The 25,572-nt window shown below is 62.4% G+C and carries 26 protein-coding genes; 23 read left to right on the plus strand and 3 right to left on the minus strand.

What is annotated here, in order from left to right; translation table 11 throughout:
• The first annotated feature begins 31 nt into the window (after positions 1 to 31).
• Both mscK and selO read left to right on the plus strand, forming a co-directional pair.
• Positions 32 to 3,385 (plus strand): mechanosensitive channel MscK, encoded by a 3,354-nt coding sequence (gene mscK / locus CKW30_RS13010; protein ID WP_095181005.1) that lies wholly within the window; start codon positions 32 to 34, stop codon positions 3,383 to 3,385.
• Between the two features lie 48 nt (positions 3,386 to 3,433).
• Complete coding sequence (gene selO, locus CKW30_RS13015; RefSeq protein ID WP_095181006.1) at positions 3,434 to 4,897, plus strand: protein adenylyltransferase SelO; 1,464 nt, start codon at positions 3,434 to 3,436, stop codon at positions 4,895 to 4,897.
• Between the two features lie 5 nt (positions 4,898 to 4,902).
• Here selO and CKW30_RS13020 read toward each other — a convergent pair whose 3' ends face one another.
• Positions 4,903 to 5,265 carry a type II toxin-antitoxin system PemK/MazF family toxin gene (locus CKW30_RS13020; RefSeq protein ID WP_095181007.1) on the minus strand — a complete coding sequence of 121 codons (363 nt, stop codon included), beginning with the start codon at positions 5,263 to 5,265 and terminating at the stop codon, positions 4,903 to 4,905.
• A complete protein-coding gene (locus CKW30_RS13025; RefSeq protein ID WP_008077592.1) occupies positions 5,265 to 5,534 on the minus strand; it encodes a hypothetical protein in 270 nt (89 codons plus the stop codon). The genes CKW30_RS13020 and CKW30_RS13025 overlap by 1 nt, the downstream gene beginning before the upstream one ends.
• Before the next feature lie 236 nt (positions 5,535 to 5,770).
• Between CKW30_RS13025 and trxC the strand changes: the two genes are divergently transcribed.
• Entirely contained in the window at positions 5,771 to 6,205 is a 435-nt protein-coding gene (gene trxC / locus CKW30_RS13030) for a thioredoxin TrxC (RefSeq protein WP_095181008.1), read from the plus strand.
• Between the two features lie 130 nt (positions 6,206 to 6,335).
• Here the strand turns inward: trxC and CKW30_RS13040 are convergent, their stop codons facing one another.
• A complete protein-coding gene (locus CKW30_RS13040; protein WP_095181010.1) occupies positions 6,336 to 7,106 on the minus strand; it encodes a ParA family protein in 771 nt (256 codons plus the stop codon).
• A 356-nt stretch (positions 7,107 to 7,462) separates the two neighbouring features.
• On the opposite strand from CKW30_RS13040, the gene CKW30_RS13045 reads away from it, so the two are divergent.
• Genes CKW30_RS13045 through CKW30_RS13140 form a run of 20 tightly spaced genes read left to right on the plus strand, consistent with a single transcriptional unit; the run spans position 7,463 to position 25,566 of the window.
• A complete protein-coding gene (locus CKW30_RS13045; RefSeq protein WP_041477598.1) occupies positions 7,463 to 8,188 on the plus strand; it encodes a beta-ketoacyl synthase chain length factor in 726 nt (241 codons plus the stop codon).
• Complete coding sequence (locus tag CKW30_RS13050) at positions 8,164 to 8,976, plus strand: 1-acyl-sn-glycerol-3-phosphate acyltransferase (protein ID WP_041477597.1); 813 nt, start codon at positions 8,164 to 8,166, stop codon at positions 8,974 to 8,976. Before CKW30_RS13045 ends, CKW30_RS13050 begins: the two co-directional genes overlap by 25 nt.
• Entirely contained in the window at positions 8,954 to 9,229 is a 276-nt protein-coding gene (locus tag CKW30_RS13055) for a phosphopantetheine-binding protein (RefSeq protein WP_095181011.1), read from the plus strand. Before CKW30_RS13050 ends, CKW30_RS13055 begins: the two co-directional genes overlap by 23 nt.
• A gap of 9 nt (positions 9,230 to 9,238) precedes the next feature.
• Positions 9,239 to 9,493, plus strand: coding sequence for an acyl carrier protein (locus CKW30_RS13060; RefSeq protein ID WP_056787400.1), 255 nt, complete (start codon positions 9,239 to 9,241; stop codon positions 9,491 to 9,493).
• Positions 9,490 to 10,035, plus strand: a complete 546-nt coding sequence (locus CKW30_RS13065) for a hypothetical protein (protein WP_095181012.1) — start codon at positions 9,490 to 9,492, stop codon at positions 10,033 to 10,035. The genes CKW30_RS13060 and CKW30_RS13065 overlap by 4 nt, the downstream gene beginning before the upstream one ends.
• Positions 10,032 to 11,711 carry an acyl-CoA synthetase family protein gene (locus tag CKW30_RS13070; RefSeq protein WP_095181013.1) on the plus strand — a complete coding sequence of 560 codons (1,680 nt, stop codon included), beginning with the start codon at positions 10,032 to 10,034 and terminating at the stop codon, positions 11,709 to 11,711. The genes CKW30_RS13065 and CKW30_RS13070 overlap by 4 nt, the downstream gene beginning before the upstream one ends.
• Positions 11,704 to 12,438, plus strand: a complete 735-nt coding sequence (locus CKW30_RS13075) for a glycosyltransferase family 2 protein (protein WP_056787395.1) — start codon at positions 11,704 to 11,706, stop codon at positions 12,436 to 12,438. Before CKW30_RS13070 ends, CKW30_RS13075 begins: the two co-directional genes overlap by 8 nt.
• A complete protein-coding gene (locus CKW30_RS13080; RefSeq protein ID WP_095181014.1) occupies positions 12,435 to 13,382 on the plus strand; it encodes a glycosyl transferase in 948 nt (315 codons plus the stop codon). Before CKW30_RS13075 ends, CKW30_RS13080 begins: the two co-directional genes overlap by 4 nt.
• Positions 13,363 to 14,907, plus strand: coding sequence for a histidine ammonia-lyase (gene hutH, locus CKW30_RS13085; RefSeq protein WP_095181015.1), 1,545 nt, complete (start codon positions 13,363 to 13,365; stop codon positions 14,905 to 14,907). The genes CKW30_RS13080 and hutH overlap by 20 nt, the downstream gene beginning before the upstream one ends.
• Entirely contained in the window at positions 14,900 to 15,325 is a 426-nt protein-coding gene (locus CKW30_RS13090; protein WP_016772031.1) for a thioesterase family protein, read from the plus strand. The genes hutH and CKW30_RS13090 overlap by 8 nt, the downstream gene beginning before the upstream one ends.
• Positions 15,322 to 15,924 (plus strand): outer membrane lipoprotein carrier protein LolA, encoded by a 603-nt coding sequence (locus tag CKW30_RS13095; RefSeq protein WP_095181016.1) that lies wholly within the window; start codon positions 15,322 to 15,324, stop codon positions 15,922 to 15,924. Before CKW30_RS13090 ends, CKW30_RS13095 begins: the two co-directional genes overlap by 4 nt.
• Complete coding sequence (locus CKW30_RS13100) at positions 15,908 to 18,238, plus strand: MMPL family transporter (protein WP_095181017.1); 2,331 nt, start codon at positions 15,908 to 15,910, stop codon at positions 18,236 to 18,238. Before CKW30_RS13095 ends, CKW30_RS13100 begins: the two co-directional genes overlap by 17 nt.
• Positions 18,235 to 19,398 carry a sodium:proton antiporter gene (locus CKW30_RS13105; protein WP_095181018.1) on the plus strand — a complete coding sequence of 388 codons (1,164 nt, stop codon included), beginning with the start codon at positions 18,235 to 18,237 and terminating at the stop codon, positions 19,396 to 19,398. The genes CKW30_RS13100 and CKW30_RS13105 overlap by 4 nt, the downstream gene beginning before the upstream one ends.
• Positions 19,385 to 20,632: an NAD(P)/FAD-dependent oxidoreductase gene (locus tag CKW30_RS13110; RefSeq protein ID WP_095181019.1), complete on the plus strand. Its 1,248-nt coding sequence runs from the start codon at positions 19,385 to 19,387 to the stop codon at positions 20,630 to 20,632. Before CKW30_RS13105 ends, CKW30_RS13110 begins: the two co-directional genes overlap by 14 nt.
• Positions 20,629 to 21,354 (plus strand): class I SAM-dependent methyltransferase, encoded by a 726-nt coding sequence (locus CKW30_RS13115; RefSeq protein WP_095181020.1) that lies wholly within the window; start codon positions 20,629 to 20,631, stop codon positions 21,352 to 21,354. The genes CKW30_RS13110 and CKW30_RS13115 overlap by 4 nt, the downstream gene beginning before the upstream one ends.
• Positions 21,354 to 21,965, plus strand: a complete 612-nt coding sequence (locus tag CKW30_RS13120; RefSeq protein WP_177434212.1) for a hypothetical protein — start codon at positions 21,354 to 21,356, stop codon at positions 21,963 to 21,965. The genes CKW30_RS13115 and CKW30_RS13120 overlap by 1 nt, the downstream gene beginning before the upstream one ends.
• Positions 21,962 to 23,158 carry a beta-ketoacyl-[acyl-carrier-protein] synthase family protein gene (locus CKW30_RS13125; RefSeq protein ID WP_095181021.1) on the plus strand — a complete coding sequence of 399 codons (1,197 nt, stop codon included), beginning with the start codon at positions 21,962 to 21,964 and terminating at the stop codon, positions 23,156 to 23,158. Before CKW30_RS13120 ends, CKW30_RS13125 begins: the two co-directional genes overlap by 4 nt.
• Positions 23,155 to 23,619 (plus strand): hotdog family protein, encoded by a 465-nt coding sequence (locus CKW30_RS13130; RefSeq protein ID WP_056787367.1) that lies wholly within the window; start codon positions 23,155 to 23,157, stop codon positions 23,617 to 23,619. Before CKW30_RS13125 ends, CKW30_RS13130 begins: the two co-directional genes overlap by 4 nt.
• The gene (fabG, locus tag CKW30_RS13135) at positions 23,612 to 24,340 is read left to right on the plus strand and encodes a 3-oxoacyl-ACP reductase FabG (RefSeq protein ID WP_041477582.1); all 729 of its coding nucleotides are present in this window, start codon (positions 23,612 to 23,614) and stop codon (positions 24,338 to 24,340) included. Before CKW30_RS13130 ends, fabG begins: the two co-directional genes overlap by 8 nt.
• Positions 24,340 to 25,566, plus strand: a complete 1,227-nt coding sequence (locus tag CKW30_RS13140) for a beta-ketoacyl-ACP synthase (protein ID WP_095181022.1) — start codon at positions 24,340 to 24,342, stop codon at positions 25,564 to 25,566. The genes fabG and CKW30_RS13140 overlap by 1 nt, the downstream gene beginning before the upstream one ends.
• The last annotated feature ends 6 nt before the right edge of the window (positions 25,567 to 25,572 follow it).

A 25,572-nucleotide genomic window follows, 5' to 3' on the forward strand; every position in this document is an offset into this window, starting at 1 on the left:
GCTTCCACTCTCACTTGCTTGACCGGTCTCTATGCCTACCCTGCGCTCCTTTTTCGCCGCGGCCCTGCTGGGCCTCAGTCTCGTTGTCGGCCCGCTGCATGCTGCCGAACCACCGTCCAGCGATGCCGTGCAGGCCAGCCTCGACAAGCTGGCTGACAGCAAACTGCCGGACGCCGACAAGAAGACCCTGCAGACCGTCCTGCAGAACACCCTCAATCAACTGAACAACCAGCGTGATTACGAGCAGAAGCTGATCGATCTCAAGCGTCAGCTGGCCAACGCGCCGAAGCAGACGATTGAAAACACCCGCGAACTCAGCCGCCTCAAGGCCACCGCACCGGTGCCGGTAGCGCAGCGTTTTCCGAAAGAGTCGATCCAGCAACTGGAGCAGATCCTCACCGATCGCTCGACCCAGCAAAGCGATCTGCAAAAAGCCCTGGCCGAAGCCAACAGTCTGATCATCACCGCGCAGACTCGCCCCGAGCGTGCGCAGGCGGAGATTTCCGCCAGCCAGACGCGCATCCAGCAGATCAACACCATCCTCAAATCCGGCAAGGACACGGGCAAAACGGTCACCGCCGAACAGCGCGACCAGTTGAACGCCGAACTGGCCGCACTCAATGCACTGATTCCATTGCGCCGCCAGGAGTTGGCCGGCAACACCCAGTTGCAGGATCTGGGCAACGCTCAGCATGACTTGCTCTCGGAGAAATCCGATCGCCTCGACCGCGAGATCCAGGAACTGCAAACCCTGATCAACCAGAAGCGTCTGGCGCAGTCGCAGGAAACCGTTACCCAGCAATCGATCGAAGCGCAGAAGGCCGGCGGCAGCAGCCTGCTGGCGAGCGAGAGCGCGACCAATCTCAAGCTTTCCGACTATTTGCTCAAGAGCACCGACCGTCTCAACGAAGTCACGCAGCAGAACCTGCAGACCAAACAGCAACTCGACACCCTGACCCAGAGCGATTCGGCACTGGACGAACAGATCAGCGTGCTCAAGGGCAGCCTGTTGCTGTCGAAAATTCTCTATAAACAGAAGCAGGCGCTGCCGCACTTGAAGGTCGACCGCGACCTCGCCGACCAGATTGCCGATATTCGCCTGTATCAGTTCGATGTCAGCCAGCAGCGGGAGCTGTTGAGCAATCCGGCGACCTACGTCGACAATTTGCTGGCCACGCAGCCGCCAGAGCAGGTCACCCCGCAACTGCGCAAAAGCCTGCTCGATCTGGCCAACACCCGTGCTGATCTGCTCGAGCGGCTGAACCGCGAATTGAGCGCGATGCTCAATGAATCGATCACCCTGCAGCTCAACCAGAAACAATTGCTGAGCACCGCGCAAAGCCTGCGCGCGACCCTCGACGAACAGATGTTCTGGATCCCCAGCAACAAGCCGCTGGACGTGGAATGGATGCGCGGCGTGCCCGAGCGTCTCGAGCGACAGGTCAACACCCTGCCCTGGGCGTCGAGCCTGAGCGAACTGACTGACGGCCTGACCCAGCGGCCATTGCTGTTCCTGCCATTGGCGCTGCTGATCGGCGCCCTGTTGTGGCGACGCAAAGCGCTGTACGGACGACTCAACAAGGTTCACCAGGACATCGGCCACTTCAAGCGCGACAGCCAGTGGCACACGCCGCAGGCGATTCTGATCAACATCCTGTTGGCGATGCCGGTGGCGCTGGGTCTGGCGCTGTGCGGTCTGGCCCTGCAGATCGACGCGCGCGGGCAGAACGCCAACATGGGCGCGGCGCTGTTGCAGATGGGCCAGGCCTGGCTGGTGTTCTACACCGCGTACCGGATTCTCGCACCGGGTGGCGTGGCGGAATTGCACTTCCGCTGGGAAAAACCGCAGGTCGAGTTCCTTCAGGGCTGGGTACGTCGATTGGGCCTTGTGGTCATGGCGCTGGTGGCCGTGGTGGCCGTCGCCGAGTTGCAACCGGCGGCGCTGGCCGATGACGTGCTCGGCATGCCGGTGGTGCTGACCTGCTACGCCTTGATGGCATGGCTGCTCAGTCGCCTGCTGATCAGCAGCCCGACGCACCAGAACGCTTCGCTGTTCCGCAAAGCCGTCGGAGTGATGTTCACCCTGCTGCCGATCGCCCTGTTTGTTGCGGTGTGTTTCGGCTACTACTACACCGCGCTGAAACTCAGCGACCGTTTGATCAACACCCTGTACCTGCTGATGTTCTGGCTAGTGATCGAGGCCACTTTCGTACGGGGCCTGAGCGTTGCCGCGCGGCGTCTGGCTTACCAGCGAGCGCTGGCCAAACGGCAGGCGGCAAAAGAGGCCGGCGACGGCGAAGCGGTGATCGAAGAGCCGACCCTGGACATTGAAAAGGTCAACGAACAGTCCCTGCGCCTGATCCGCCTGGCCCTGCTCGGCGGTTTCATCGCGGCGCTGTACTGGGTCTGGTCGGACCTGATTTCGGTGTTCTCGTATCTGGACAACATCACCCTTTACGAATACACCAGCGGCACCGGCGCCAACATGAGCATGGTGCCGATCAGCATCGGCGACATGCTCGGCGCGCTGATCATCATCGGTATCACCTTCGCTCTGGCGCGCAACTTGCCCGGCCTGCTCGAAGTGTTCGTGCTGTCCAAACTCAATCTGGCCCAGGGCAGCGCTTATGCGACAACGACGCTGCTGTCCTACGTGATTGCCGGCGTTGGTTTTGTCACCACCCTGTCGACCCTCGGCGTCAGTTGGGACAAGTTGCAATGGCTGGTGGCAGCGCTGTCGGTGGGCCTCGGTTTCGGTATGCAGGAGATCTTCGCCAACTTCATCTCCGGCATCATGATCCTCTTCGAACGCCCGGTGCGGATCGGCGACACCATCACCATCGGCAACCTGTCGGGCACGGTGAGCAAGATCCGCATCCGCGCCACAACCATCACCGACTTCGACCGCAAGGACATCATTGTCCCGAACAAAACGTTCATCACCGGGCAACTGATCAACTGGTCGCTGACCGACACCATCACCCGCGTCACGCTGAAACTCGGCGTCGACTACGGCTCGGATCTGGATCTGGTCAAGGAGTTGCTGCTCAAAGCGGCTCGGGAGAACCCGCGCGTGCTCAAAGAACCTGAGCCACACGTGTACTTCCTCAACTTCGGCGAAAGCACCCTCGACCACGAACTGCGCATGCATGTGCGCGATCTCGGCGACCGCAACCCGGTGCTGGATGAGGTCAACCGCTTCATCAATCGCGAGTTCAAGAAGCAGCACATCAACATCTCGTTCCGGCAGATGGAGGTTTATCTGAAGAACCTCCACGGTCAGGAATACAAGATGGTGCCTGTGGAACCCGAGAACAAAACCATCGTGCCGATCGTCGACGGGCAGAAACCGTTGCCGGAACCGCCACCGAGCAAACTCGACTAACCGACATGGTCCCAGCAGAATGCTCGGACATTCTGCTGGAGCCGGCCCGTGAAAGCCCTCGACGAACTGACTTTCGATAACCGCTTTGCCCGGCTGGGCGACGCGTTCTCCGCGCACGTGCTGCCCGAACCGATCGACAATCCGCGTCTGGTGGTCGCCAGCCCGGCCGCTCTGGCCTTGCTTGATCTCGATGCGGCCAGCGCCGACACCGAAGAATTCGCGCAACTGTTTGGCGGCCACAAGCTGTGGGCCGATGCCGAGCCGCGGGCGATGGTGTATTCCGGGCATCAGTTCGGCGGTTATACCCCGCAACTGGGTGACGGGCGCGGTCTGCTGCTGGGTGAGGTGTACAACAACGCTGGCGAGCATTGGGACTTGCACCTCAAAGGCGCCGGGCAGACGCCGTTTTCACGCATGGGCGATGGTCGCGCGGTGCTGCGCTCATCGATTCGCGAGTTTCTCGCCTCCGAGGCGCTGTTTGCGCTGAACATTCCATCTTCGCGGGCCGCCTGCGTGATTGGCTCCGACACGCCGGTCTGGCGGGAAAAGCAGGAACGCGCGGCGATGGTGCTGCGTCTGGCGCCGAGCCATATCCGCTTCGGCCACTTCGAATATTTCTACTACACCAAGCGACCCGAGCAGCAGAAACAGCTCGGCGAGCATGTGCTGGCGACGCACTTCCCCGAATGCCTCGAACAGCCGGAACCGTATCTGGCGATGTTTCGCGAAATCGTTGAGCGCAACGCCGAGCTGATCGCCAAGTGGCAGGCTTATGGCTTCTGCCACGGCGTGATGAACACCGACAACATGTCGATCCTCGGCATCACCTTCGACTTCGGCCCGTTCGCCTTCCTCGATGACTTCGACGCGCATTTCATCTGCAACCACTCCGACGATCAGGGCCGCTACTCGTTCAGCAATCAGGTGCCGGTGGGCCAGTGGAACCTCAGCGCCCTCGCCCAGGCACTGACGCCATTCATCAGCGTCGAAGCCCTGCGTGAAACCCTCGGCTTGTACCTGCCGCTGTTCCAGGCGCACTACCTCGACCTGATGCGCCGTCGCTTCGGCTTCACCACCGCCGAGGAGGAGGACCAGCAACTGCTGGAAAACCTGCTGCAACTGATGCAGAACAGCGGCGTCGACTACACGCTGTTTTTCCGCCGCCTCGGTGAAGAGTCAGCCGAACAGGCCATCGCCCGCCTGCGCGACGATTTTGTCGATATCAAAGGTTTCGATGCCTGGGGCGAACGCTACGTCGCCCGGGTTACCCGCGACGGCAATGCCGATCAGGCACAACGCCGCGCACGGATGCATGCAGTCAATCCGCTGTACATCCTGCGCAATTACCTTGCGCAAAAAGCCATCGATGCGGCCGAGCAAGGCGACTATTCCGAGGTGCGCCGGTTGCATGCGGTATTGAGCAAACCGTTCGACGAGCAGCCGGGAATGGAAAGTTACGCCGAGAGACCGCCGGAGTGGGGCAAGCATTTGGAGATCAGTTGTTCTTCGTAGGCGCTTCAGCTTAGCGGGTCGATTGCACTGATTACACGGTCGACGATGTCAGACATTGTCACGTCATCCAGTCGCTCGATGAATTTGGCCGTGCCGTCTCGTACCCGTTGTTCTATGTCAAAACTGCGAACCTGATTACACACCGCTACACCATTGGTTTCGTGGCCAGTAATGGCGACCGCCAAACCCATATACCGGCTGAAATTCCCACCGCGAGTAACAGGCACCGTCATGCTCACGCCCAATGCGTTGATCTCTCTGGGCGTGATCACCACAAAGCGATGTCTGTTCATCATCTCCCGCCCCGCCACTGGGTTTGGATCAATCCAGTAAACGTCACCCCGCTGAGGGGGCTGTCGGCGCACCATCAACCCAGCTCCCGGCCGACAGAATCACCTTCAAGGGTCTCGCTAGTCTGGGCGTTAAGTTTCTGCAATTCTTCTGCGCCTTCGAGTAGCTCTGACAAACTATAACGCTTACGCGTAGCGGCTACGGCTGGACGAGCAATCAGTTCGCCATCGACCACATTCAGCTCTAGCTGTGCGCCAACCTCCAGATGCAACAACTTTAAAAGCGTGGGCGGAATCGTAATGACGGCAGCGCCACCTTGGCGGCGTATCTTGGAAGTTACGGACATTATGTCGCTCCGATTTGATGCATAGGAATCATCGATTCCTGGATTAGTGCAACAAAAGTAGCACGCGGATAAAGACAAAGCGATCTCCTCACGACAAGCGTAAAACGCCGAATTGGTCTTCAGACTAGCCATCGATCCCGGAACTGTTTTGAGAAAAATGTGAGCAGTTGCGACATTGATAAGTTGGCAGATCGACTCCAAATCAGTTCTATAGACTGCCTATCAGAGAACCAATCATGACCACCCCACTCCTCATCCCCTGCCCCTCCTGCAATGGCGTCAACCGCATTCCAGCCGAGCGTCTCGCCGATCAACCCAAGTGCGGGCGCTGCAAATCTGCGGTACTGCTGAGCAAGCCTTTCGAACTAAAGCAAGGCGATTACGCCAGTCAGATCAAGGGCGATCTGCCGTTACTGGTGGATGTCTGGGCGGACTGGTGCGGGCCGTGCAAATCGTTTGCGCCGGTGTTCGAACAGGCTGCGGCGCAGTTGGCGGGCAAGTGTCGGCTGGCCAAGCTCGACAGCGAAGCGAATCAGCAGTTGTCGGCGCAGTTGGGGATTCGCTCGATTCCGAGTCTGATTCTGTTTAAAAACGGCAGGGAAGTGGCGCGACAGAGCGGTGCGTTGCCATTGCCGCAGTTGATGGCGTGGCTGCGTAGCCAAGGCATCTGATCCAGCACAGATCCCCCTGTGGGAGCGAGCCTGCTCGCGAAGGCGGTCGATCATTCAGCGCCGATGTTGAATGTGCCGGCCTCTTCGCGAGCAGGCTCGCTCCCACAGGATTTGCGTGTGAGTCGGGGAATCAGTGGCCTTCCAGCAGATTGTGCAGTTCAACGAACTGCTGCGTGAGCTTGTGCCGTGGATCGAGGTGGATCAGCGGCATGCTGGCCTGGTGCGACTCGCGCATGCGCACCGAACTGCTCAGATACACCGGTAATACCGGCAAGCCTTGGGCGATCAACTCATCGAGCATCTGCTGTGGCAGGCTGGCCCGCGCCTGAAACTGATTGACCACAATGCCTTCGACTTCCAACCCTTCGTTGTGGTCATCCTTCAACTCTTCGATCTCGGCGATCAGTCCATACAGGGCCTGACGTGAAAAGCTGTCGCAGTCAAAGGGGATCAACACTCGATCCGCGGCAATCAGCGCCGATACCGCGTAGAAATTCAGTGCAGGCGGGGTGTCGAGATAGATCCGGTCGTAATCCTCGGACAATTCGTCCAGCAACTTGCGCAGCTTGTTGATCTTGTGTTTCGCCTCGAGCTTGGGCTGCAGGTCGGCCAGCTCGGCGGTGGCGGTAATGATGTGCAGGTTGTCGAACGGCGTTTCGTAGATGTCCGCCTGATTCTTTTTCGAGAACGGCCCGGAGGACAGGGTCTGTTTGAAGAAGTCAGCGATACCCATCGGGATATCGTCGCCGGTGAGCCCGGTCAGATACTGAGTGGAATTGGCCTGGGCATCGAGGTCGACCAACAACGTGCGATAACCCTCGCTGGCGCTGACCGCCGCCAGATTGCAGGCGATGCTGGATTTGCCCACGCCACCTTTCTGATTGAACACCACGCGCCGCATGACCAAACCTCCGTGTATCAAAGAATGACCGAGTGTAGTTGGCGGTGACCGCGCTTCGCTACCTTCACGGACATGGACTACGTCGTCAGGTGTAAAAATCGACGCCCAGGCATGGAAAAAACCGCCAGCCATTACGGAGACACCTGACAGACACGCCGCGTCAAATCCGGATAATGGCCAAGTGATAGCCATGCAGCGAACCGCTCGGTACATTTTGTTGGGCAAAATGTAACCAACATTTGCTACACACCCGTCGCACCGGGATAATGCGCGCCACCCGGCGCCCTGCGCCAAGCCAAGCCTGCTGCGGCGCTGGCGACTCAACGCGTCAACGAAAGCCCGCAGGGGCGGGATGAATGTCCGTGATCAACTTCAACATCGCCCAATGGCGCGCGTGGGCCCCGGGGCTCGACAGCGTGGACGCCTGGCAGGCCTGGAGCCGACAACCGGTCGTGCTGCAGAGCAGTGATGCCGCGCCCGATGTGTCGTTTCTGCCGGCCATGCAGCGCCGCCGCCTCAGCCGCCTGGCGCGGATGGCCTTCAGCGTTGGCTGGCCGCTGGCCGACGGGCGGGACAATCTGCCGCTGGTGTTCGTCTCGCGGCACGGCGAAACCCCCCGCACGTTTGAAATCCTCCGCGATCTGGCCACCGAGCAGCCCTTGTCGCCGACCCAATTCAGCCTGTCGGTGCATAACGCGATCATCGGTTTGTGGTCGATCATGCGCGGTGAAACCAGCGAAATGACCGCCCTCGCCGCTGCTGGCGACGGCCTCGAACACGGCATGCTCGAAGCAGCCGCACTGCTTGATGAAGGCGCCCCGGCGGTGCTGCTGGTGATCACCGAAGAGCAGCCGCCCGAGGCGTATTCGCAGTGGGTCGATGATGTGCCGTTCCCTTATGCGCTGGGCTTGTTGCTTACGCCCGGTACCGACTGGCGGCTGACCCTGAACAGCAGCACCGAAACCCGGTCAAAGGCGCACTGGCCGCACGCGCTCAACCTGCTGCGAACCCTGCTCGGCCAGCAACCTGACTGCCAACATGCGTGGAAAAATCGTGTATGGACCTGGCATCGCAACCCGTGACCGCCAAACACCGCGACGCCTACTACTGGCGCCTGCTGGCCACTGCTGCGAGCTTCGCCTTGTTCGGGCTCGGCGGGCTGTGTCTGCGCCTTCTGGTATTTCCGCTGCTCGGCTGCCTGCCCGGTGACGCGCTGGTCCATCGCCTGCGCGCGCGGCGTACGGTCAGTCGCTTGTTCTGGTTTTTCGTGCGTTTCATGGCCCGCACCGGGGTGCTGACTTATGACATCGAGGGTGCCGAGCGCCTTGGCCGACCGGGGCAGATGATCATCGCCAACCACCCGTCGCTGATCGATGTGGTGTTTCTCATCGGTCTGGTGCGCCACGCCAATTGCGTGGTGAAAAAAACCCTCTGGGAAAACCCGTTCACCCGTGGCCCGCTGCGCCGCACCGAGTACATCAGCAACGACGGCAGCATGGACATGCTCGACGCCGCCGCGCAGTCATTGCAGGACGGCCAGACCCTGATCATCTTCCCCGAAGGCACCCGCACCCAGCCGGGGCAGGCGCCGGCCTTTCATCGGGGGGCGGCGGCAATTGCCCTGCGCGGTGCGAAAATCGTTACCCCGGTGATCATCAAGGTCAGCCCGACCACCCTGACCAAAGCCGAGCCGTGGTATCGCATCCCCCATCGCCGCGTGCACTTCAGTTTTCGCGTGGGGGCCGATATAGACCCACAGACCTTCGCCGCGCAAGGCCCCGCACCGCAGGCCTCGCGCAAGCTCAACGATTATTTGCATGACTATTTCATTAAGGAGCTCGCCGCAGATGAGCGAACTGAACACCGCTAGCCTGGTGCGTGACATCAAACTGCTGATCATCGACGCCTTGGGCCTGGAAGACATCAGCCCCGAGGACATCGGCGACGAGCAGACATTGTTCGGCGAAGGCCTCGGCCTGGACTCCGTGGACGCGCTGGAACTGGGCCTGGCGATCCAGAAAAAATACGGCATCAAGATCGACGCCGATGCCAAGGACACCCGCAACCATTTCACCAACGTGGCCAGCCTTGCGGCGTTCGTCACGGCAAAAAAGGCAGCTTGAGACCGGACCATGCAAACTCGTGACGATATTTTCAACACCCTGCGCGATGCCCTGGTCGAGCTGTTCGAGCTGGATCCGGCCCGTGTGAACCTAGAGTCCAATCTGTATCAGGATCTGGAAATCGACAGCATCGATGCGGTCGACCTGATCGATCACATCAAACGCCAGACCGGCAAGAAAATCGCCGCCGAAGAGTTCAAATCGGTGCGCACCGTCGGTGACGTGGTCGAAGCGGTGTTCCGTCTGGTTCAACCGGCCGCATGAGCCGACTGATCGGCCTGGGCCTGCTGCTGGCCGGTCTGCTGTACCCCTTTGCGGTGTATTTCGGCATGGAGCATTTCGCCCCGTGGCAATTTGCGCTGCTGTTGGGCAGCCTGTGGCTGGCGCGAGCCCTGACCGGCGAACGCAAGCCGGGCAGCCTGTGGATGGCGTGCGTGGCGATGGTTTTCTGCCTGCTGCTGGCGGTGTTCGACAGCCCGCAGCTGCTGCGCTGGTACCCGGTGCTGATCAGCGCATTCATGCTGGTGCTGTTCGGCGCAAGCCTGAAATTCGGCCCGCCGATGGTCGAGCGTCTGGCGCGCTTGCGTGAGCCGGAGCTGCCGGAGGTTGCCGTTCGCTACACACGCAAGGTCACACTGGCCTGGAGCGTGTTTTTCTTCTGCAACGGTTTGTGCGCCGCCCTCCTCACCCTGTGGGCGCCGCTGGATTGGTGGATGTTGTACACCGGCCTGATCTCCTACGGATTGATCGGCCTGATGTTTGCCATTGAATGGCTGATACGACAACGGGTAAGAGGCCGTACATGAATTGGATAAAACTTGAGCAGCTGTTGCTCAAGGCACTGCCGGCACGGGCGATCTGCCAAGCGCCGGCACTCGATCACACGCAACTGCGAGCGCAGGCCCTGAGCGTCGCCGCGGGTCTGCAAAGCCAAGGCGTGAAAAGGCTGGCCGTGCATCTGGAAGATGCCGCCGACCTCGCCATCGCCCTGCTCGGCGCGTGGCGTGCCGGCGTCAGCGTGTTGCTGCCGGCGGATCTGCAAGCGCAGACGCGTCAGCGCTGGTCGCAGGAAGTCGATCTATGGCTGACCGATCAGCCGGGCGATGCACAGTTGGACGACTTCACTCAGCCCGAACTGCCCGGTGCACAACTGGATCTCGATCAATGCCGACTGAGCCTGTGCACTTCCGGCTCCAGCGGCGAGCCCAAGCGCATCGACAAGACCCTGCGCCAATTGGCCAACGAGGTCGAAGCGCTGGAACAGTTGTGGGGCGCAGACCTCGGTGAAGCCTGCATCATCGGCAGTGTCGCCACCCAACACATCTATGGCCTGCTGTTTCGCGTGTTGTGGCCCTTGTGCGCCGGGCGTCCGTTCGTGCGCCGGCAACTGGCCTTTTCCGAAGACCTGCAACGCGCCAGCCGCGAGCATCCGGCCTTTGCCTGGGTCGCCAGCCCAGCGCTGCTCAAGCGCATGGGCGACAACCTCGACTGGCCGGCCCTGAGCGCGGTGCGCCGGGTGTTTTCCTCCGGGGGCGCGTTACCGCCGGAAGCGGCGCAAAGTCTGCAACAGCGCTTGCAGCAATGGCCGACAGAAATCCTCGGCAGCTCGGAAACCGGCGGCATCGCCTGGCGTCAGGGCGATTCGTTGTGGCGGCCGTTTGCTGGCGTCGAACTGAGCCAGGACAGCGACGGCGCCCTGCTGATCGCCTCGCCTTACCTGCCTGCCGGCCATGTTGAACACAGCGCCGATGCCGCGCGCATTGCCGCCGATGGTCGCTTCGAACTGCTGGGACGGCTCGACCGCATCGTCAAACTGGAAGAAAAACGCATCTCGTTGCCGATGCTCGAGCAGGCCTTGGCAGCCCATGACTGGGTCGCCGAAGCGCGCCTCGGTGTCGTGCAGGAAAACCGCGCTTCGCTCGGTGCGCTGCTGGTGCTCAGCGAATCGGGCCTGTTCGCCCTGCGCGAGCACGGTCGCCGCGACCTGACCGAAACCCTGCGCAAACATTTGAGCCAGCATTGCGAAGCCCTCGCCCTGCCCCGGCGCTGGCGCCTGCTGCGGCAGATGCCGTTGAACAGCCAGGGCAAACTGGCGCAAGCCGACGTCGAAGCATTGCTGCTGGCCGCACGGCCGAAAGTCCCCGAAGTGCTGGAGCAAAGCGCAAGCGACGGCGAGTGGAGCCTGCAACTCAGCGTGCCGCCGGACCTGGCCTACTTCAGCGGACACTTTCCCAAGGCACCGGTGTTGCCCGGTGTGGTGCAGGTGGAATGGGCGCTGAATCTGGGTCGGCAGTTGCTGAAGCTGGACGGCGCATTTGCCGGAATGGAAGTGCTGAAATTCCAGCAACTGGTGCGCCCGGGTGATGAAATCCAGCTGCATCTGCGTTTCGATGCCGAGCGCGGCAAGTTGTATTTCGCTTATCGCAACGACACGGCGACGTGTTCCAGCGGACGCATTCTCCTGGGGCCTGCCCATGCATAACCCCTGCGCCGTAATCCCGGTATACAACCACGAAACCGCGATCACCACCGTGGTCGATGCCCTGCTCGCACAAGGCCTGCCGTGCATTCTGGTGGACGATGCCAGCGAGCCATCCTGCGCGCGGGTGCTCGACACCCTGGCCGAGCGCGACAGGGTTTTTCTGGTGCGCCTGACGGCCAATCAGGGCAAGGGCGGCGCGGTGATGACCGGTCTGCGTGAAGCCTCGCGTCTGGGTTACAGCCATGCCTTGCAGGTCGATGCCGACGGCCAGCACGATTTGCATGACGTCGCGCGCTTCGTCGGCGAATCCCGCGGCCATCCCGAGGCGATGATCTGTGGCTATCCACTGTTCGACGAGAGCGTGCCGAAAGGGCGTTTGTACGCGCGCTACCTGACCCACGTGATGGTCTGGATCAACACCCTGTCGTTGCAGATTCGCGATTCGATGTGCGGCTTCCGCGTCTACCCGCTGGCGCCAACTCTGGCCGTGATCGACTCGGCCAAAGTCGGCAAGCGCATGGATTTCGACTCGGACATTCTTGTGCGGCTGGCCTGGCGCAATCAGCCGATGCGCTGGCTGCAGACCAGCGTGCATTACCCGCTGGACGGCGTGTCGCACTTTCGCCTGTTCCACGACAACGCGCTGATTTCCAGCATGCACACGCGGCTGTTCTTCGGCATGTTGCTGCGTTGGCCGGTGATCCTCTGGCGGCGGTGGAAACCATGAGCGAAGAAGTCGACAAAAAGCACTGGGCCGACCGCGAAGAGCGCGGCAGTTTCCTGCTGATGAAATTCACCGCGTTCGCCGCCAGAGTCCTCGGACGGCGCCTGCTCAGCCCGTTGCTGTACGCCATCGTCCTGTATTTCTTTTTGTTCGGCCGGATCGCCCGGCGCAGTGCCTGGCAGTACCAGCAGCGGCTGGCCGCGTGGAGCCAGCGCGACGACCTGCGTCCGAGCCACTGGCGGGTGTTCGGCCAGTTCATGACCTTCGCCGATTCGCTGCTCGACAAGCTCGACGTGTGGAACGGTAAGCTGAGCATCGAGCAGATCGAAATCATCGACCCGGCGCTGCTGCGCAAGCAGTTGCGCGGCAGTCGCGGGCAACTGCTGGTCGGCGCACATCTGGGCAATCTCGAAGTCTGCCGGGCGCTGGCGGAGATCGGCGAAAAGGTCACCATGAACGTGCTGGTGCACACCAAGCACGCCGAGCAATTCAACCGCTTGCTTGGCGAGGCCGGGGCGACCAATCTGCGCCTGATTCAGGTCAGCGAACTCGACCCGGTGATCATGCTGCAACTGCATGAACGGCTGGAACGCGGCGAGTGGCTGGCGATTGCCGGTGACCGCGTGCCGCTGCACGGCGGGCGCAGCGTGACGGTGGACTTTCTCGGCCATCCGGCGCCATTTCCGCAAGGCCCGTGGTTACTGGCCGGCCTGCTCAAGTGCCCGGTCAATCTGCTGATGTGCCTCAAGCAACCCGACGGCCACTATCGCCTGACTCTCGAACCGTTCGCCGACGCGGTGGTGTGGACACGCCGCGAGCGCGAGCAGGTCATTCATCAGTGGGCCACCCGCTACGCGCAGCGCCTGAGTCACTATTGCCTCGAAGCCCCGCAGCAATGGTTCAACTTTTACCCTTTCTGGAAGACCGATGACGACGCCAACCCATGAGCCGGTAACCTTCGGCGAACGCCCTTTGCGCATCGAAGACGTGCTGGCCCTGGCCAACCGTCAGGCGCCCGTGCAATTGCAGGCTGACGCCGACTATCGCGAGCGCATCGCCAAAGGCGCGCGGTTTCTCGATTCGCTGCTGGACAAGGAAGGCGTGATCTACGGCGTCACCACCGGTTACGGCGATTCCTGCGTGGTCGCGGTGCCGCTGCATCACGTCGAGGCGCTGCCGCGTCATCTCTACACCTTTCATGGTTGCGGCCTGGGCAAACTGCTCGACGCGCAGGCAACCCGCGCGGTGCTGGCGGCGCGTTTGCAGTCGTTGTGCCACGGCGTTTCCGGGGTGCGCGTCGAACTGCTCGAGCGTCTGCACGCGTTTCTCGAATACGACATCCTGCCGCTGATTCCCGAAGAGGGTTCGGTGGGTGCCAGCGGCGATCTGACGCCGTTGTCCTATGTCGCCGCAACCCTGTCCGGCGAGCGCGAAGTGCTGTTCCGTGGCGAACGTCGTCAGGCTGCCGACGTGCATCGCGAGCTCGGCTGGACACCGCTGGTGCTGCGCCCGAAAGAGGCGCTGGCGCTGATGAACGGCACAGCGGTGATGACCGGCCTCGCCTGTCTCGCCTTCGCTCGCGCCGATTATCTGCTGCAACTGGCCACGCGCATCACCGCGCTCAACGTCGTCGCGCTGCAAGGCAACCCGGAGCACTTCGACGAACGCCTGTTCGCCGCCAAACCGCACCCGGGGCAGATGCAGGTCGCCGCGTGGCTGCGCAAGGATCTGGCGATCGACGCGCCGACCGCGCCACTGCATCGTCTGCAGGATCGTTACTCGCTGCGTTGCGCGCCGCATGTGCTCGGCGTGCTGGCGGACAGCCTGAACTGGCTGCGCGGTTTCATCGAAACCGAACTGAACAGTGCCAACGACAACCCGATTATCGATGCCGAAGCCGAGCGCGTTCTGCATGGCGGGCACTTCTACGGCGGGCACATTGCCTTTGCCATGGACAGCCTGAAAAACCTCGTGGCCAACGTCGCCGATCTGCTCGATCGGCAACTGGCGTTGCTGGTCGACGAGCGTTACAACCACGGCTTGCCGAGCAACCTGTCCGGCGCACCCGCCGATCGGGCCATGATCAACCACGGCTTCAAAGCGGTGCAGATCGGCACCAGCGCCTGGACCGCCGAAGCACTGAAAAACACCATGCCGGCCAGCGTGTTCTCGCGCTCCACCGAGTGCCACAACCAGGACAAGGTGAGCATGGGCACCATCGCCGCCCGTGATGCGATTCGCGTGCTGGAGCTGACCGAACAGGTCGCCGCCGCCACCCTGCTCGCCGCCAATCAGGGCGTGTGGCTGCGCGCTCAAGCCGCCGATGCGCGCCCGCTGCCGCCGGCACTGGCAGCGATGCACGAAGAGCTGGGCAAGGACTTCCCGCCGGTCATCGAAGACCGCGCCCTGGAAGGCGAACTGCGCCTGTGCCTGCAACGCATCGCCGCGCAACACTGGAGGCTGCATGCGTAGTGCCGGAGTGCTTCACGCCGATACCGAGATTCTGGTGCCGTTTTTCGACGTCGACACCATGCACGTGGTCTGGCACGGCCATTACGTCAAATACCTCGAAGTCGCGCGCTGCGCGTTGCTGGACAAGATCGGCCACAACTACACGCACATGGTCGAGTCGGGTTACGCCTGGCCGATCATCGACCTGCAACTGCGCTACGTGCGCAGCGCGGTGTTCGGCCAGCGGCTGAACGTGCGCGCCAGTCTGGTCGAGTGGGAAAACCGTCTGAAGATCAATTACCTGATCACCGACCTGCAGACCGGCGAACGCCTGACCCGCGCAAGCTCCGTGCAGGTCGCTGTCGAGGTCAGCAGCCGCGAGATGCAACTGGCTTCACCCAAAGTCTTCACCGATGCCGTGGAAAGGATGCTGCGATGAATGTGTTTTTCAGAAGCCTCGGCGCGTTGACGCTGCTGGCCGTGTCGTCATGGGCCAATGCCTTCGACCTGCAACAACTCAGTGAACAACTGGCGAAACCGGATGTTATCCACGGCCAGTTCACTCAGGAAAAACACCTGCGCGCCCTGCCGCAGCCGCTGATCAGCAAGGGCAGCTTCGTCCTCGCGAAAAATCATGGCCTGCTGTGGCTGTTGAAAACCCCGCTGCAACAGGATTACCGCATCACCGCCGATGGCATCGCCCGCCGTGACACCAACGGCTGGCAACTCCTGCCGAACAAGAGCGCCGGTGCCGAGCAGAACCGTTTGTTTCTCGCTGTGCTGCAAGGTGACAGCAGCGGTTTGCAGCGCGATTTCGAACTGGCCCTGAGCGGCACGGCGCAGCAGTGGCAACTGACCCTGACGCCGCGTTCGATGCTGCTCAAGCAAGTGTTCCAGCAGATCAATATCGATGGCGGCGCCCTTGTGCAAACCATCGAGCTGCTGGAAACCCAAGGCGACAGCACCCTGCTGCGCATGCAGGACAGCACGGCCGAGCAACCCTTGAGCGAAGCGGAGCAACATGACTTTGCCGAGTGAACGCAAGCTGCCCTGGCTGTTTCTGAGCCTGCTGCTGGCCGTCGTCGCGCTGGGTGCCTGGCAGTGGCGCGACGGTGCGCCGCTGTCGGCCAATCTCATGGAGCTGGTACCCGGGACCAATCCAGACGCGCTGGAGTTGCGCGCCGAACAGCGCATGCAAGAACCGCTCAATCGCGAAATGCTGGTGCTGGTCGGCCACGCCGATCGCCAGCAAGCGCTGACCATGGCCCAACAACTGGGCGAACAATGGCAGGCCAGCGGTCTGTTCGAAACCGTGCAGTGGAACCTGCAAGCCGACTTGCCGGCGCTGCGCAAGCAATTGCTGCAAGGACGCCTTGCGATGCTCTCGGCGGATGATCGGCAGCTACTCAGCAAGCACCCCGACGCGTTCATCCAGCAGCGAGTACAGGCGCTGTTCGATCCGTTCAACGGCTTCACCCTGGTGCCAAGCCAGGACGACTGGCTGGGCCTGACCGGGCGCATCCAGAACAGCCAGCCGAAACATGGCGCAGTGCAACTGGACATTGGCAGCGGCGCACTGGTCGCCGATGCCGACGGCAAGAGCTGGGTGATGCTGCGTGCGCGCACCACCGGCAATGCCTTCGATATGAACCTGCCGCTGCAAGTTGCGGATCTGCTCCAGCACAGCCGCGAACAGGCGGCGAAAGGCGACGTGCAGTTGCTCGCCGCCAGTGGCCTGCTCTACGCCGCCAACGGCCAGCAACAAGCCACCCGCGAAATGACCTGGGTCGGCGGTGGTGCGACGGTTGGCATTCTGCTGTTGCTGCTGTTGGCGTTTCGCCGCTGGGGCGTGCTGCTGGCATTTGTTCCGGTGCTGGTCGGCATGCTGTTCGGCGCGGTGGCCTGCGTGGCGCTGTTCGGCCACATGCATGTGATGACGCTGGTGCTCGGTTCGAGTCTGATCGGCGTCGCCGTCGATTACCCGCTGCACTATCTGTCCAAGAGCTGGAGCCTCAAGCCGTGGCGCAGCTGGCCGGCCCTGCGCCTGACGTTGCCGGGGCTGACCCTGAGCCTGATCACCAGCGTTATCGGCTACCTGGCGCTGGCGTGGACACCGTTCCCGGCGCTGACGCAGATCGCGGTGTTCTCCGCCGCCGGTTTGCTCGGCGCCTATCTGTCGGCGGTCTGCCTGCTGCCGGCGCTGCTGAAAAATGTCGAACTGCGCCCGGCGCAATGGCCGCTGCGTCTGGCCGAGCGCCTGATTCATCTGCGTGAGGCGTTGCTCGGTTGCATACGCACGCCCGCGCTGCTGGCCCTGCTGATCGCCTTCTGCGTCGGCGGACTGATGCAGTTGCAGAGCAAAAACGACATTCGCCAATGGGTTGGCGCGCCGCAGCATCTGACCGACGAAGCGCAGACCATCGCGCGCATCACCGGTTTTCAACCGACCAGCCAGTTCTTCCTGATCCGCGCTGCCAATCAGGAGCAATTGCTTGAGCGCCAGGCAGCGCTGAGCGAACGGCTGCAGCAACTGGTCAACCTCGACAAACTGCAAGGCTATCTGGCCCTTGATCAACTGGTCAGCGCGCCGAGCCAGCAACAGCAAGTGCGCGAATCACTGAACAGGCTGCCGTCGGTCTGGCAACCGCTGCTCGATCTCGGCGTGCCGGTGGCTGCGTTGCAAAATGAATTGCAGCAGTTGCAGACCCTGCCCGCCGAAGACATCGACGCCGCGCTGGCCGGCCCGCTCGGCGAGCCGTATCGCACGCTATGGCTTGGCCCGACTGAAGACGGCGTTGCGGCAATCACCAGCCTGCAGGGCTTGAACAATCCGTCGTTGTTGCGCGTGCAGGCGCTCGATTTGCCGGGGGTGGTGCTGGTCGATCGCCTCGGTGATCTGAACAAGGTGTTCGCCGCCACGCAGATCAGCGCCGCCGAACTGAAACTGGCCTCCTGCGTGTTGATCGTGCTGGTGCTGATCCTGCCGTTCGGCCTGACCGGCGCCCTGCGTATCGTCGCCCTGCCGCTGCTGGCGGCGCTGTGCAGTCTGGCCAGCCTTGGCTGGCTCGGTCAGCCGCTGACCCTGTTCAGCCTGTTCGGCCTGCTGTTGGTGACGGCGATCAGTGTCGACTATGCAATCCTCATGCGCGAACAGGTGGGCGGCGCGGCGGTGAGCCTGCTCGGCACCTTGCTTGCAGCAGTGACGACGTGGCTGTCGTTCGGCCTGCTAGCGGTGTCCAGCACCCCGGCGGTGAGTAATTTCGGCCTGTCGGTGAGCCTCGGCCTGGCGTTCAGCTTCATGCTCGCGCCGTGGGCCGGGCGCCATGAACCGGTTGCGGAGCCAGCGGCATGATGGTCTTCGGCTTCTGGTTGCTGGCCTTGGCGCTGTTTGCGCTGGCGACTCGTGTCGGCCGTCACTTCGGCCTGATTCCGATCGTCAGTCAGTTGCTGCTGGCGAGCTTCGGTTTGCCGTTGCTGATGTATTTCTGGATCGAGCCGGGCTGGCAGCTCAGCGGCGCACAACTGATCGCCCCGGACTGGCTGAAAAACCTCTACAGCCTGAGCTTCGCCTTGCTGCTCGGGCATATCCTCAGCGATGTCATCGATCTGCGTCTGGATCGCCAGAGCGTGAAAATCGCTATACCGAGTTTCGCTGTGCCGTTCGCTTGCGGGCTGGCGGTTGCGTACTGGTTGCTGCCGTCGCAGCCGTGGCTCAACGCATTGGCCATCGGACTGGTCTTCGCGATTACCGCGATCCCGGTGTTGTACCTGTATCTGCGTCACATCGATTACCCGCCCGCTGCCACGCGGCGTCTGGTGCAAACAGCGATCCTTATCGATCTGACCTGCTGGACGCTGTTCGGCCTCGCCCAGGGCAGCCTGTACCTGAGCAGCCTGTTGCTGCCCGTGGCCATGGCCGGCGTGCCGCTGCTTTTGCACCTGCTGCGCGTGCGTCGCCCGCTGACTTACAGCCTCGGCTTCTTCGCGTTGCTGGTCATGGCCGAGCATTACAAACTCAACGCGCTGATTTTCGGCATCGGCTATCTGCTGTGCATGGCGCTGCTGAAAGTGCCGTTGGTGCTGCCGTTGCCGGCACGCTGGATGAGCCGTTTGCAGACGTGGATCGCAATCCCGCTGATCCTCACGCTCGGCATCGTCCAGATCGACGTCCACAGCGCCCTCGCCAGCCTCGACGCCGGGCAATGGGCGGCGCTGCTGCTGTTGCCGATTGCCAGTAAACTGCTCGGCAACTGGCTCGGCCTCGGTTGGGCTGGAGCCTCGTTCGCGGGTGCCAGCCGCTGGCGCGAAAGCGTACTGCTGAACATTCGCGGCCTGAGCGAAATCGTCTTTCTCAATCTGTTGTTGCAACAACAGCTCATCACCCCGGCGCTGTATTTCGCGCTGATGCTGATGGGCCTGATCGCGACGCTGCTGCCGGCCCTGATCGGCCTGCATCGCGCGCCCCTGAATCTGAACAGTCCTCTGCCCCGGAGCTCACGTGCCAATCGTTGAAATGGAATCCCGTCAGGTCGTGATCATCGGTGCCGGCCCGTCCGGTGCTATCGCCGCTGCCCTGCTCAAGCGCAAGGGCCACGATGTGCTGGTGCTCGAGCGCCAGCACTTCCCACGCTTCTCCATCGGCGAAAGCCTGCTCAGCCACTGCCTGGACTTCGTTGAAGAAGCCGGCATGCTCGACGCCGTCAACGCAGCCGGGTTCCAGCGCAAGACCGGCGCGGCGTTTGCCTGGGGCGAGCGCTACAGCGCTTTCGATTTTGGCGACACTTTCACCGCCGGCAAGCCGACCACGTTCCAGGTGCAGCGCGCCGATTTCGACAAGTTGCTGGCCGATCAAGCAGCATTGCAAGGTGCGGAAATCCGTTATGGCGATGCGATTGTCAGCGTCGATTTCGATCAGGCGAAACCACAACTCGATGTGCGCCGCGAAGATGGCAGCGAGTACCGCGTCGAAGCCGATTTCGTCCTGGACGCCAGCGGCTACGGCCGCGTGCTGTCGCGCTTGCTCGACCTCGAAGCACCTTCGAATTTCCCGGTGCGTCAGGCCGTGTTCACCCATGTCGAAGATCACATCGACAACCCGGCGTTCGACCGTGAAAAGATCCTCGTCACCACCCATCCCGAGCATCGCGATGTGTGGTTCTGGACCATCCCCTTCAGCAACGGCCGCTGCTCGGTGGGCGTGGTCGCGGCTGAGGAACATTTCCAGAGCCGCGACAGCGATCTCGATGCCTGCCTGCGCAGTTTTATCGCCGAGACGCCAAGCCTCGCCGCGGTTCTGAACAACGCGGTCTGGGACACCCCGGCGCGCACCCTCGGCGGCTATGCGGCCAACGTGAAAACCCTGCACGGCCCGGGCTTTGCGCTGCTGGGCAACGCCGCAGAATTCCTCGACCCGGTGTTCTCCTCCGGCGTGACCATCGCCATGCGTTCGGCGAGCATGGCTGCCGGCGTGCTGCACCGTCAGTTGCAGGGTGAAACGGTGGACTGGCAAAGCGAATTTGCCGAACCGTTGAAACGCGGCGTCGATACCTTCCGTTGCTACGTCGAAGGCTGGTACGCCGGCACCTTCCAGGACGTGATTTTCTATGAGGACAGCCAAGCGGAAATTCGCCGGATGATCTGCTCGATCCTCGCCGGTTACGCCTGGGACGAGCGCAACCCGTTCGTCAGTGAAGCGCGGCGCCGGCTGAAGATGATTTCCCAACTCTGCGCGCAGGACGCCTCATGAATTACTTGAGCGACAGTTACGTCGAGGAAACCCGCTTCGGTCTCTGGTTCTTGCGCAGCCACACCTGGCAGCGCCATGTGCTGCGCGTGGCGATCAACGATTTGCGTGGATTATTCAGTGAGCCGCTGCCGGAACACCCGGTGCTGCTCGACGCCGGTTGCGGTCAGGGCAAGTCCTTCGGCCACCTGCGTCAGACCTTCGCCCCGCAGCGACTGATCGGCGTCGACGCCGACCCGCACAGTTTGCAACTCAGCGCCGAAGAGGCCACCCGCCTGGGCATGCCAGTCGAGTTGATCGGCAGCGATTGCGCCACGCTCAACGTCGCCGATGCCAGCGTCGACCTGCTGTTCTGCCACCAGACCTTCCATCATCTGGTCGAGCAGGAAAAGGCCTTGGCCGAGTTCTATCGCGTGCTCAAGCCAGGCGGCTATCTGCTGTTCGCCGAATCCACCGAGGCTTACATTGATACCTGGGTGATTCGCTGGCTGTTCCGCCATCCGATGCATGTGCAGAAGAGCGCCGCCGGCTACCTGCAGATGATCCGCGAGCAGGGCTTCGAGTTTGCCGAGCGCAATGTGTCCTACCCGTATCTGTGGTGGAGCCGGTCGAAGGATTTTGGTTTGCTGGAGCGGTTGGGGTTGAGCAAACCCAAGCCATTCGGTGAGCGCGAAGAGACGCTGGTAAACGTCGTCGCGCGCAAGCCATTGCAGGAATCTGTCTGATGTACGGCTATCGATCTGAACACCTGAAACCCTGTGGGAGCGAGCCTGCTCGCGAAAGCGGTGTATCAGTCAGCCAAAGTGGCGAATGTCAGATGGCATTCGCGAGCAGGCTCGCTCCCACAGGGTTTGCTGCATGGCTGGCGATCGTTTTGTCAGCCTTGCTGTTGAGTGCCTGCGCCAGCCAGCCACCGCTACCAGCGGCCAACCCGACGCTGCCTCTGCCGCTGCAACTGCACATTGAGCGCGAGCAAGCCGGGCAGCGTCAGGACTGGCTGCTGGTGATCCAGCGCGAAGGCGCCGGCACGCGGTGGTCGATGATGGATCCGCTGGGCATTCCCCAGGCCCGCCAGCAACTGATCGACGGGCACTGGCAGGCCGACGGTCTGCTGCCGCCGAACCCGGAAGCGCGGGAGTTGTTCGCCGCATTGCTGTTCGCCCTGACGCCTCCTGCCGAGCTGCTGCGCAACTATCCCGACGCCCGACAACAGGCCGATCAGCGTTCACTGCCGGCGCGCTGGAACATCCGCTATTCACAACCGTTGAGCTTCCAATTGAATCTGCCCCAAGGCCCGCAATATCGCGTTTCCCAGTTAGGTGAATCGACGCCATGACCGCTTACCTGAATGCCCTAGGCGTGATCTGCGCCCTGGGACGCGACAAGTCTGAAGTCGCGCGCAATCTGTTTGCCGGAGACTGTTCGGGAATGCGCCGCGAGTCCGGCTGGGTCGCCGAACGTGAACTGCCTGTCGCCGGCGTACACGGTGAATTGGCGCCGATCCCCGCGGACCTGGTCGAGCACAGCAGTCGCAACAATCAGCTGCTGCTGGAAGCCGCGCTGCAGATTCGAGACGACATCGATCGTGCGATCCAGACCTTCGGCCGCGAGCGCATAGGCGTGGTGCTCGGCACCAGCACCTCAGGCATCGACGAGGCCAGCCGGGGTCTGGCGCATTACATCCGCGAACAGCAATTTCCCCGCGAGTACGACTATCGCCAACAGGAACTCGGCGCCCCGGCGAATTTTCTCGCCGAATGGCTGCAACTGAGCGGCCCGGCCTACGTGATTTCCACCGCCTGTACCTCCAGCGCCCGCGCGCTGATGAGCGCTCAGCGCCTGCTCGATCTGGGCCTGTGCGACGCGGTACTGTGCGGCGGCGTCGACAGTCTGTGCAAGCTCACGCTGAACGGTTTCTCTTCGCTGGAAGCCGTTTCAGATGAGCGCTGCAATCCGTTCTCCGCCAACCGCAACGGCATCAATATCGGCGAGGCAGCGGTGCTGTTCGTGATGAGCAAACAGCGCGACGAAGGCCCGGGCATCGCCCTGCTGGGTGCGGGCGCCAGCTCGGATGCGCACCATATCTCCGCGCCGGAGCCGAGCGGTCGCGGCGCCCTGCAAGCCATGCAAAAAGCCCTTGGTCGCGCGCATCTGCAAGCCGGGCAAATCAACTACCTGAACCTGCACGGCACCGCCACCCAGCACAACGACGCGATGGAAAGTCTGGCGGTCGCGGCGCTGTTTCCCCAAGGCGTCGCCTGCTCGTCAACCAAGCCGCTGACCGGCCACACCCTCGGCGCGGCTGGCGCGCTGGAAGCGGCGTTCTGCTGGCTGAGCCTGAGTGCCGACAACCCTGAGCAGGCGTTACCGCCGCATATCTGGGACGGCCAGGCCGATCCCGCGCTGCCGCCGCTCAAGTGGGTGACCGCGAGCGAACGCCTGACGTCCATTGCACCGCGCTACCTGATGAGCAACTCGTTTGCCTTCGGCGGCAACAACGTCAGCCTGATTATCGGAGACGCCCCATGAGCCACTGGCCGCTCGCCGAACTGCTGCCGCATGCCGGCGACATGATTCTGATCGACGCGATCGAGCGCTTCGACGATGAGCAGATTTTCACCCGCCTCACGGTCAAGCCCGACGGCCTGTTCAACCTGCCCGACGGCAGCCTGCCGGCGTGGGTCGGCGTCGAGCTGATGGCGCAGAGCGTCGCCGCTTTCGCCGGTTGCCACGCCCGGCAGAAAGGCAATCCGCCGGAGCTGGGCTTTCTCCTCGGCACGCGCAAATTCGAGTGCAACGTCGAAGCCTTTGCGCCTGGCAGCGTGCTGACCATCCACGGCCTGCGCTCACTGGAAGACGACAACGGCATGGGCGTATTCGAATGTCACATCCACGGTGACGGCATTCATGCCAGCGCCCGGCTGAACGTGTTCCGTCCGCCGCATGCCAACCAATATCTGCAACAGACAAAGGAGTCGCACGATGACTGAATCCGTACTGGTCACCGGCTCCAGCCGTGGCATCGGCCGCGCCATTGCCTTGCGTCTGGCGCAAGCCGGGCACGACATCGTCCTGCATTGCCGCAGCGGCATGACCGAAGCCCAAGCGGTGCAGGCCGAAATCGAAGCATTGGGTCGCCGCGCACGCATTCTGCAATTCGACGTCGCCGACCGTGAAACCTGCAAAAGCATTCTCGAGGCCGACGTCGAAAACCATGGCGCCTATTACGGCGTGGTACTCAACGCCGGGCTGACTCGCGACGGAGCGTTTCCGGCGCTGAGCGATGACGATTGGGACGTGGTCCTGCGCACCAACCTCGACGGTTTCTACAACGTCCTGCACCCGGTGATGATGCCGATGATCCGTCGTCGCGCCGCCGGACGCATCGTGTGCATCACCTCGGTGTCGGGCCTGATCGGCAACCGTGGCCAAGTCAATTACAGCGCCTCGAAGGCCGGCGTGATCGGTGCGGCAAAGGCGTTGGCGATCGAGCTGGGCAAGCGCAAAATCACCGTTAACTGCGTCGCCCCTGGCCTGATCGACACGGCCATGCTCGACGAAAACGTGCCGGTGGAGGAACTGATGAAAATGATCCCCGCGCAACGCATGGGCACCCCTGAAGAAGTGGCCTCTGCGGTGAATTTCCTGATGTCGGCGGAAGCCTCGTACATCACCCGCCAGGTGCTGGCGGTCAACGGAGGCCTGTGCTGATGAAGCGCGTCGTCGTCACCGGCATGGCCGGCATCACCTCGCTGGGCAGCGACTGGCCGACCATTGCCGGCAATTTCGCGGCCAATCGCAGCGGCATTCGCCGGATGGACGAGTGGGATCGCTTCACTGAGCTCAACACGCGTCTGGCCGGGCCTATCGATGATTTTCTCGTACCGTCGCACTGGACCCGCAAGCAGTTGCGCAGCATGGGCCGGGTTTCGCGACTGGCGGTCGGCGCAGCAGAAAAGGCTCTGGCCGATGCTGGCCTGCTCGGTGACGAATCGATCAAGGACGGGCGCATGGGCGTCGCTTGTGGTTCATCTACCGGTAGCACTGACGAGATCAAAGCCTTCGGCAACATGCTGCTCAACTCGGTGGCCGAGGGGCTCAACGCCAACTCCTACGTGCGGATGATGCCGCACACCACCGCCGCCAATATCAGCATTTTCTTCGGCCTCACCGGCCGCCTGATCCCGACCTCCAGCGCCTGCACCAGCGGCAGCCAGGGCATCGGCTACGCCTACGAAGCAATCAAGTTCGGCCGCCTGCCGTTGATGCTCGCCGGCGGTGCCGAAGAACTGTGCCCGACTGAAGCCATGGTGTTTGACGCGCTCTACGCCACCAGCTTGAAAAACGATGCACCACAGACCAGCCCACGCCCGTACGACAAGGGCCGCGACGGTCTGGTGATTGGTGAAGGTGGCGGCATGCTCGTGCTTGAGGAGCTGGAACACGCCCTCGCCCGTGGCGCGCACATTCACGCGGAAATCGTCGGTTTCGGCAGCAACGCCGACGGCCAGCACACGACCCGCCCGGAACAGGCCACGATGCGCCGCGCCATGGAGCTGGCCCTGGAAGATGCCGGCCTCCGCCCCGACGCCATCGGCTATGTGAACGGCCACGGCACCGCGACCGAGCAGGGCGACATCGCCGAAACCCTGGCCACCAGCAGCCTGTTCGGCGAACACATGCCGATCAGCTCGCAGAAGAGTTTTCTCGGCCACACCCTCGGTGCCTGCGGTGCGCTGGAGTCATGGTTCAGCATCGAAATGCTCAACAGCGACCGTTACGTGCACACCTTCAACCTCGACGAGGTCGACCCGCACTGCGGCAAGCTCGATTACCTGCGCGGCGAGTTTCGTCAGATGCACCACGATTACGTGATGAACAACAACTTCGCTTTCGGTGGCGTCAACACTTCGTTGATCTTCCGCCGCTGGGCATAACCGAAT

The sequence above is a fragment of the Pseudomonas sp. Irchel 3F6 genome (assembly GCF_900187595.1).
Classification (GTDB): domain Bacteria; phylum Pseudomonadota; class Gammaproteobacteria; order Pseudomonadales; family Pseudomonadaceae; genus Aquipseudomonas; species Aquipseudomonas siliginis.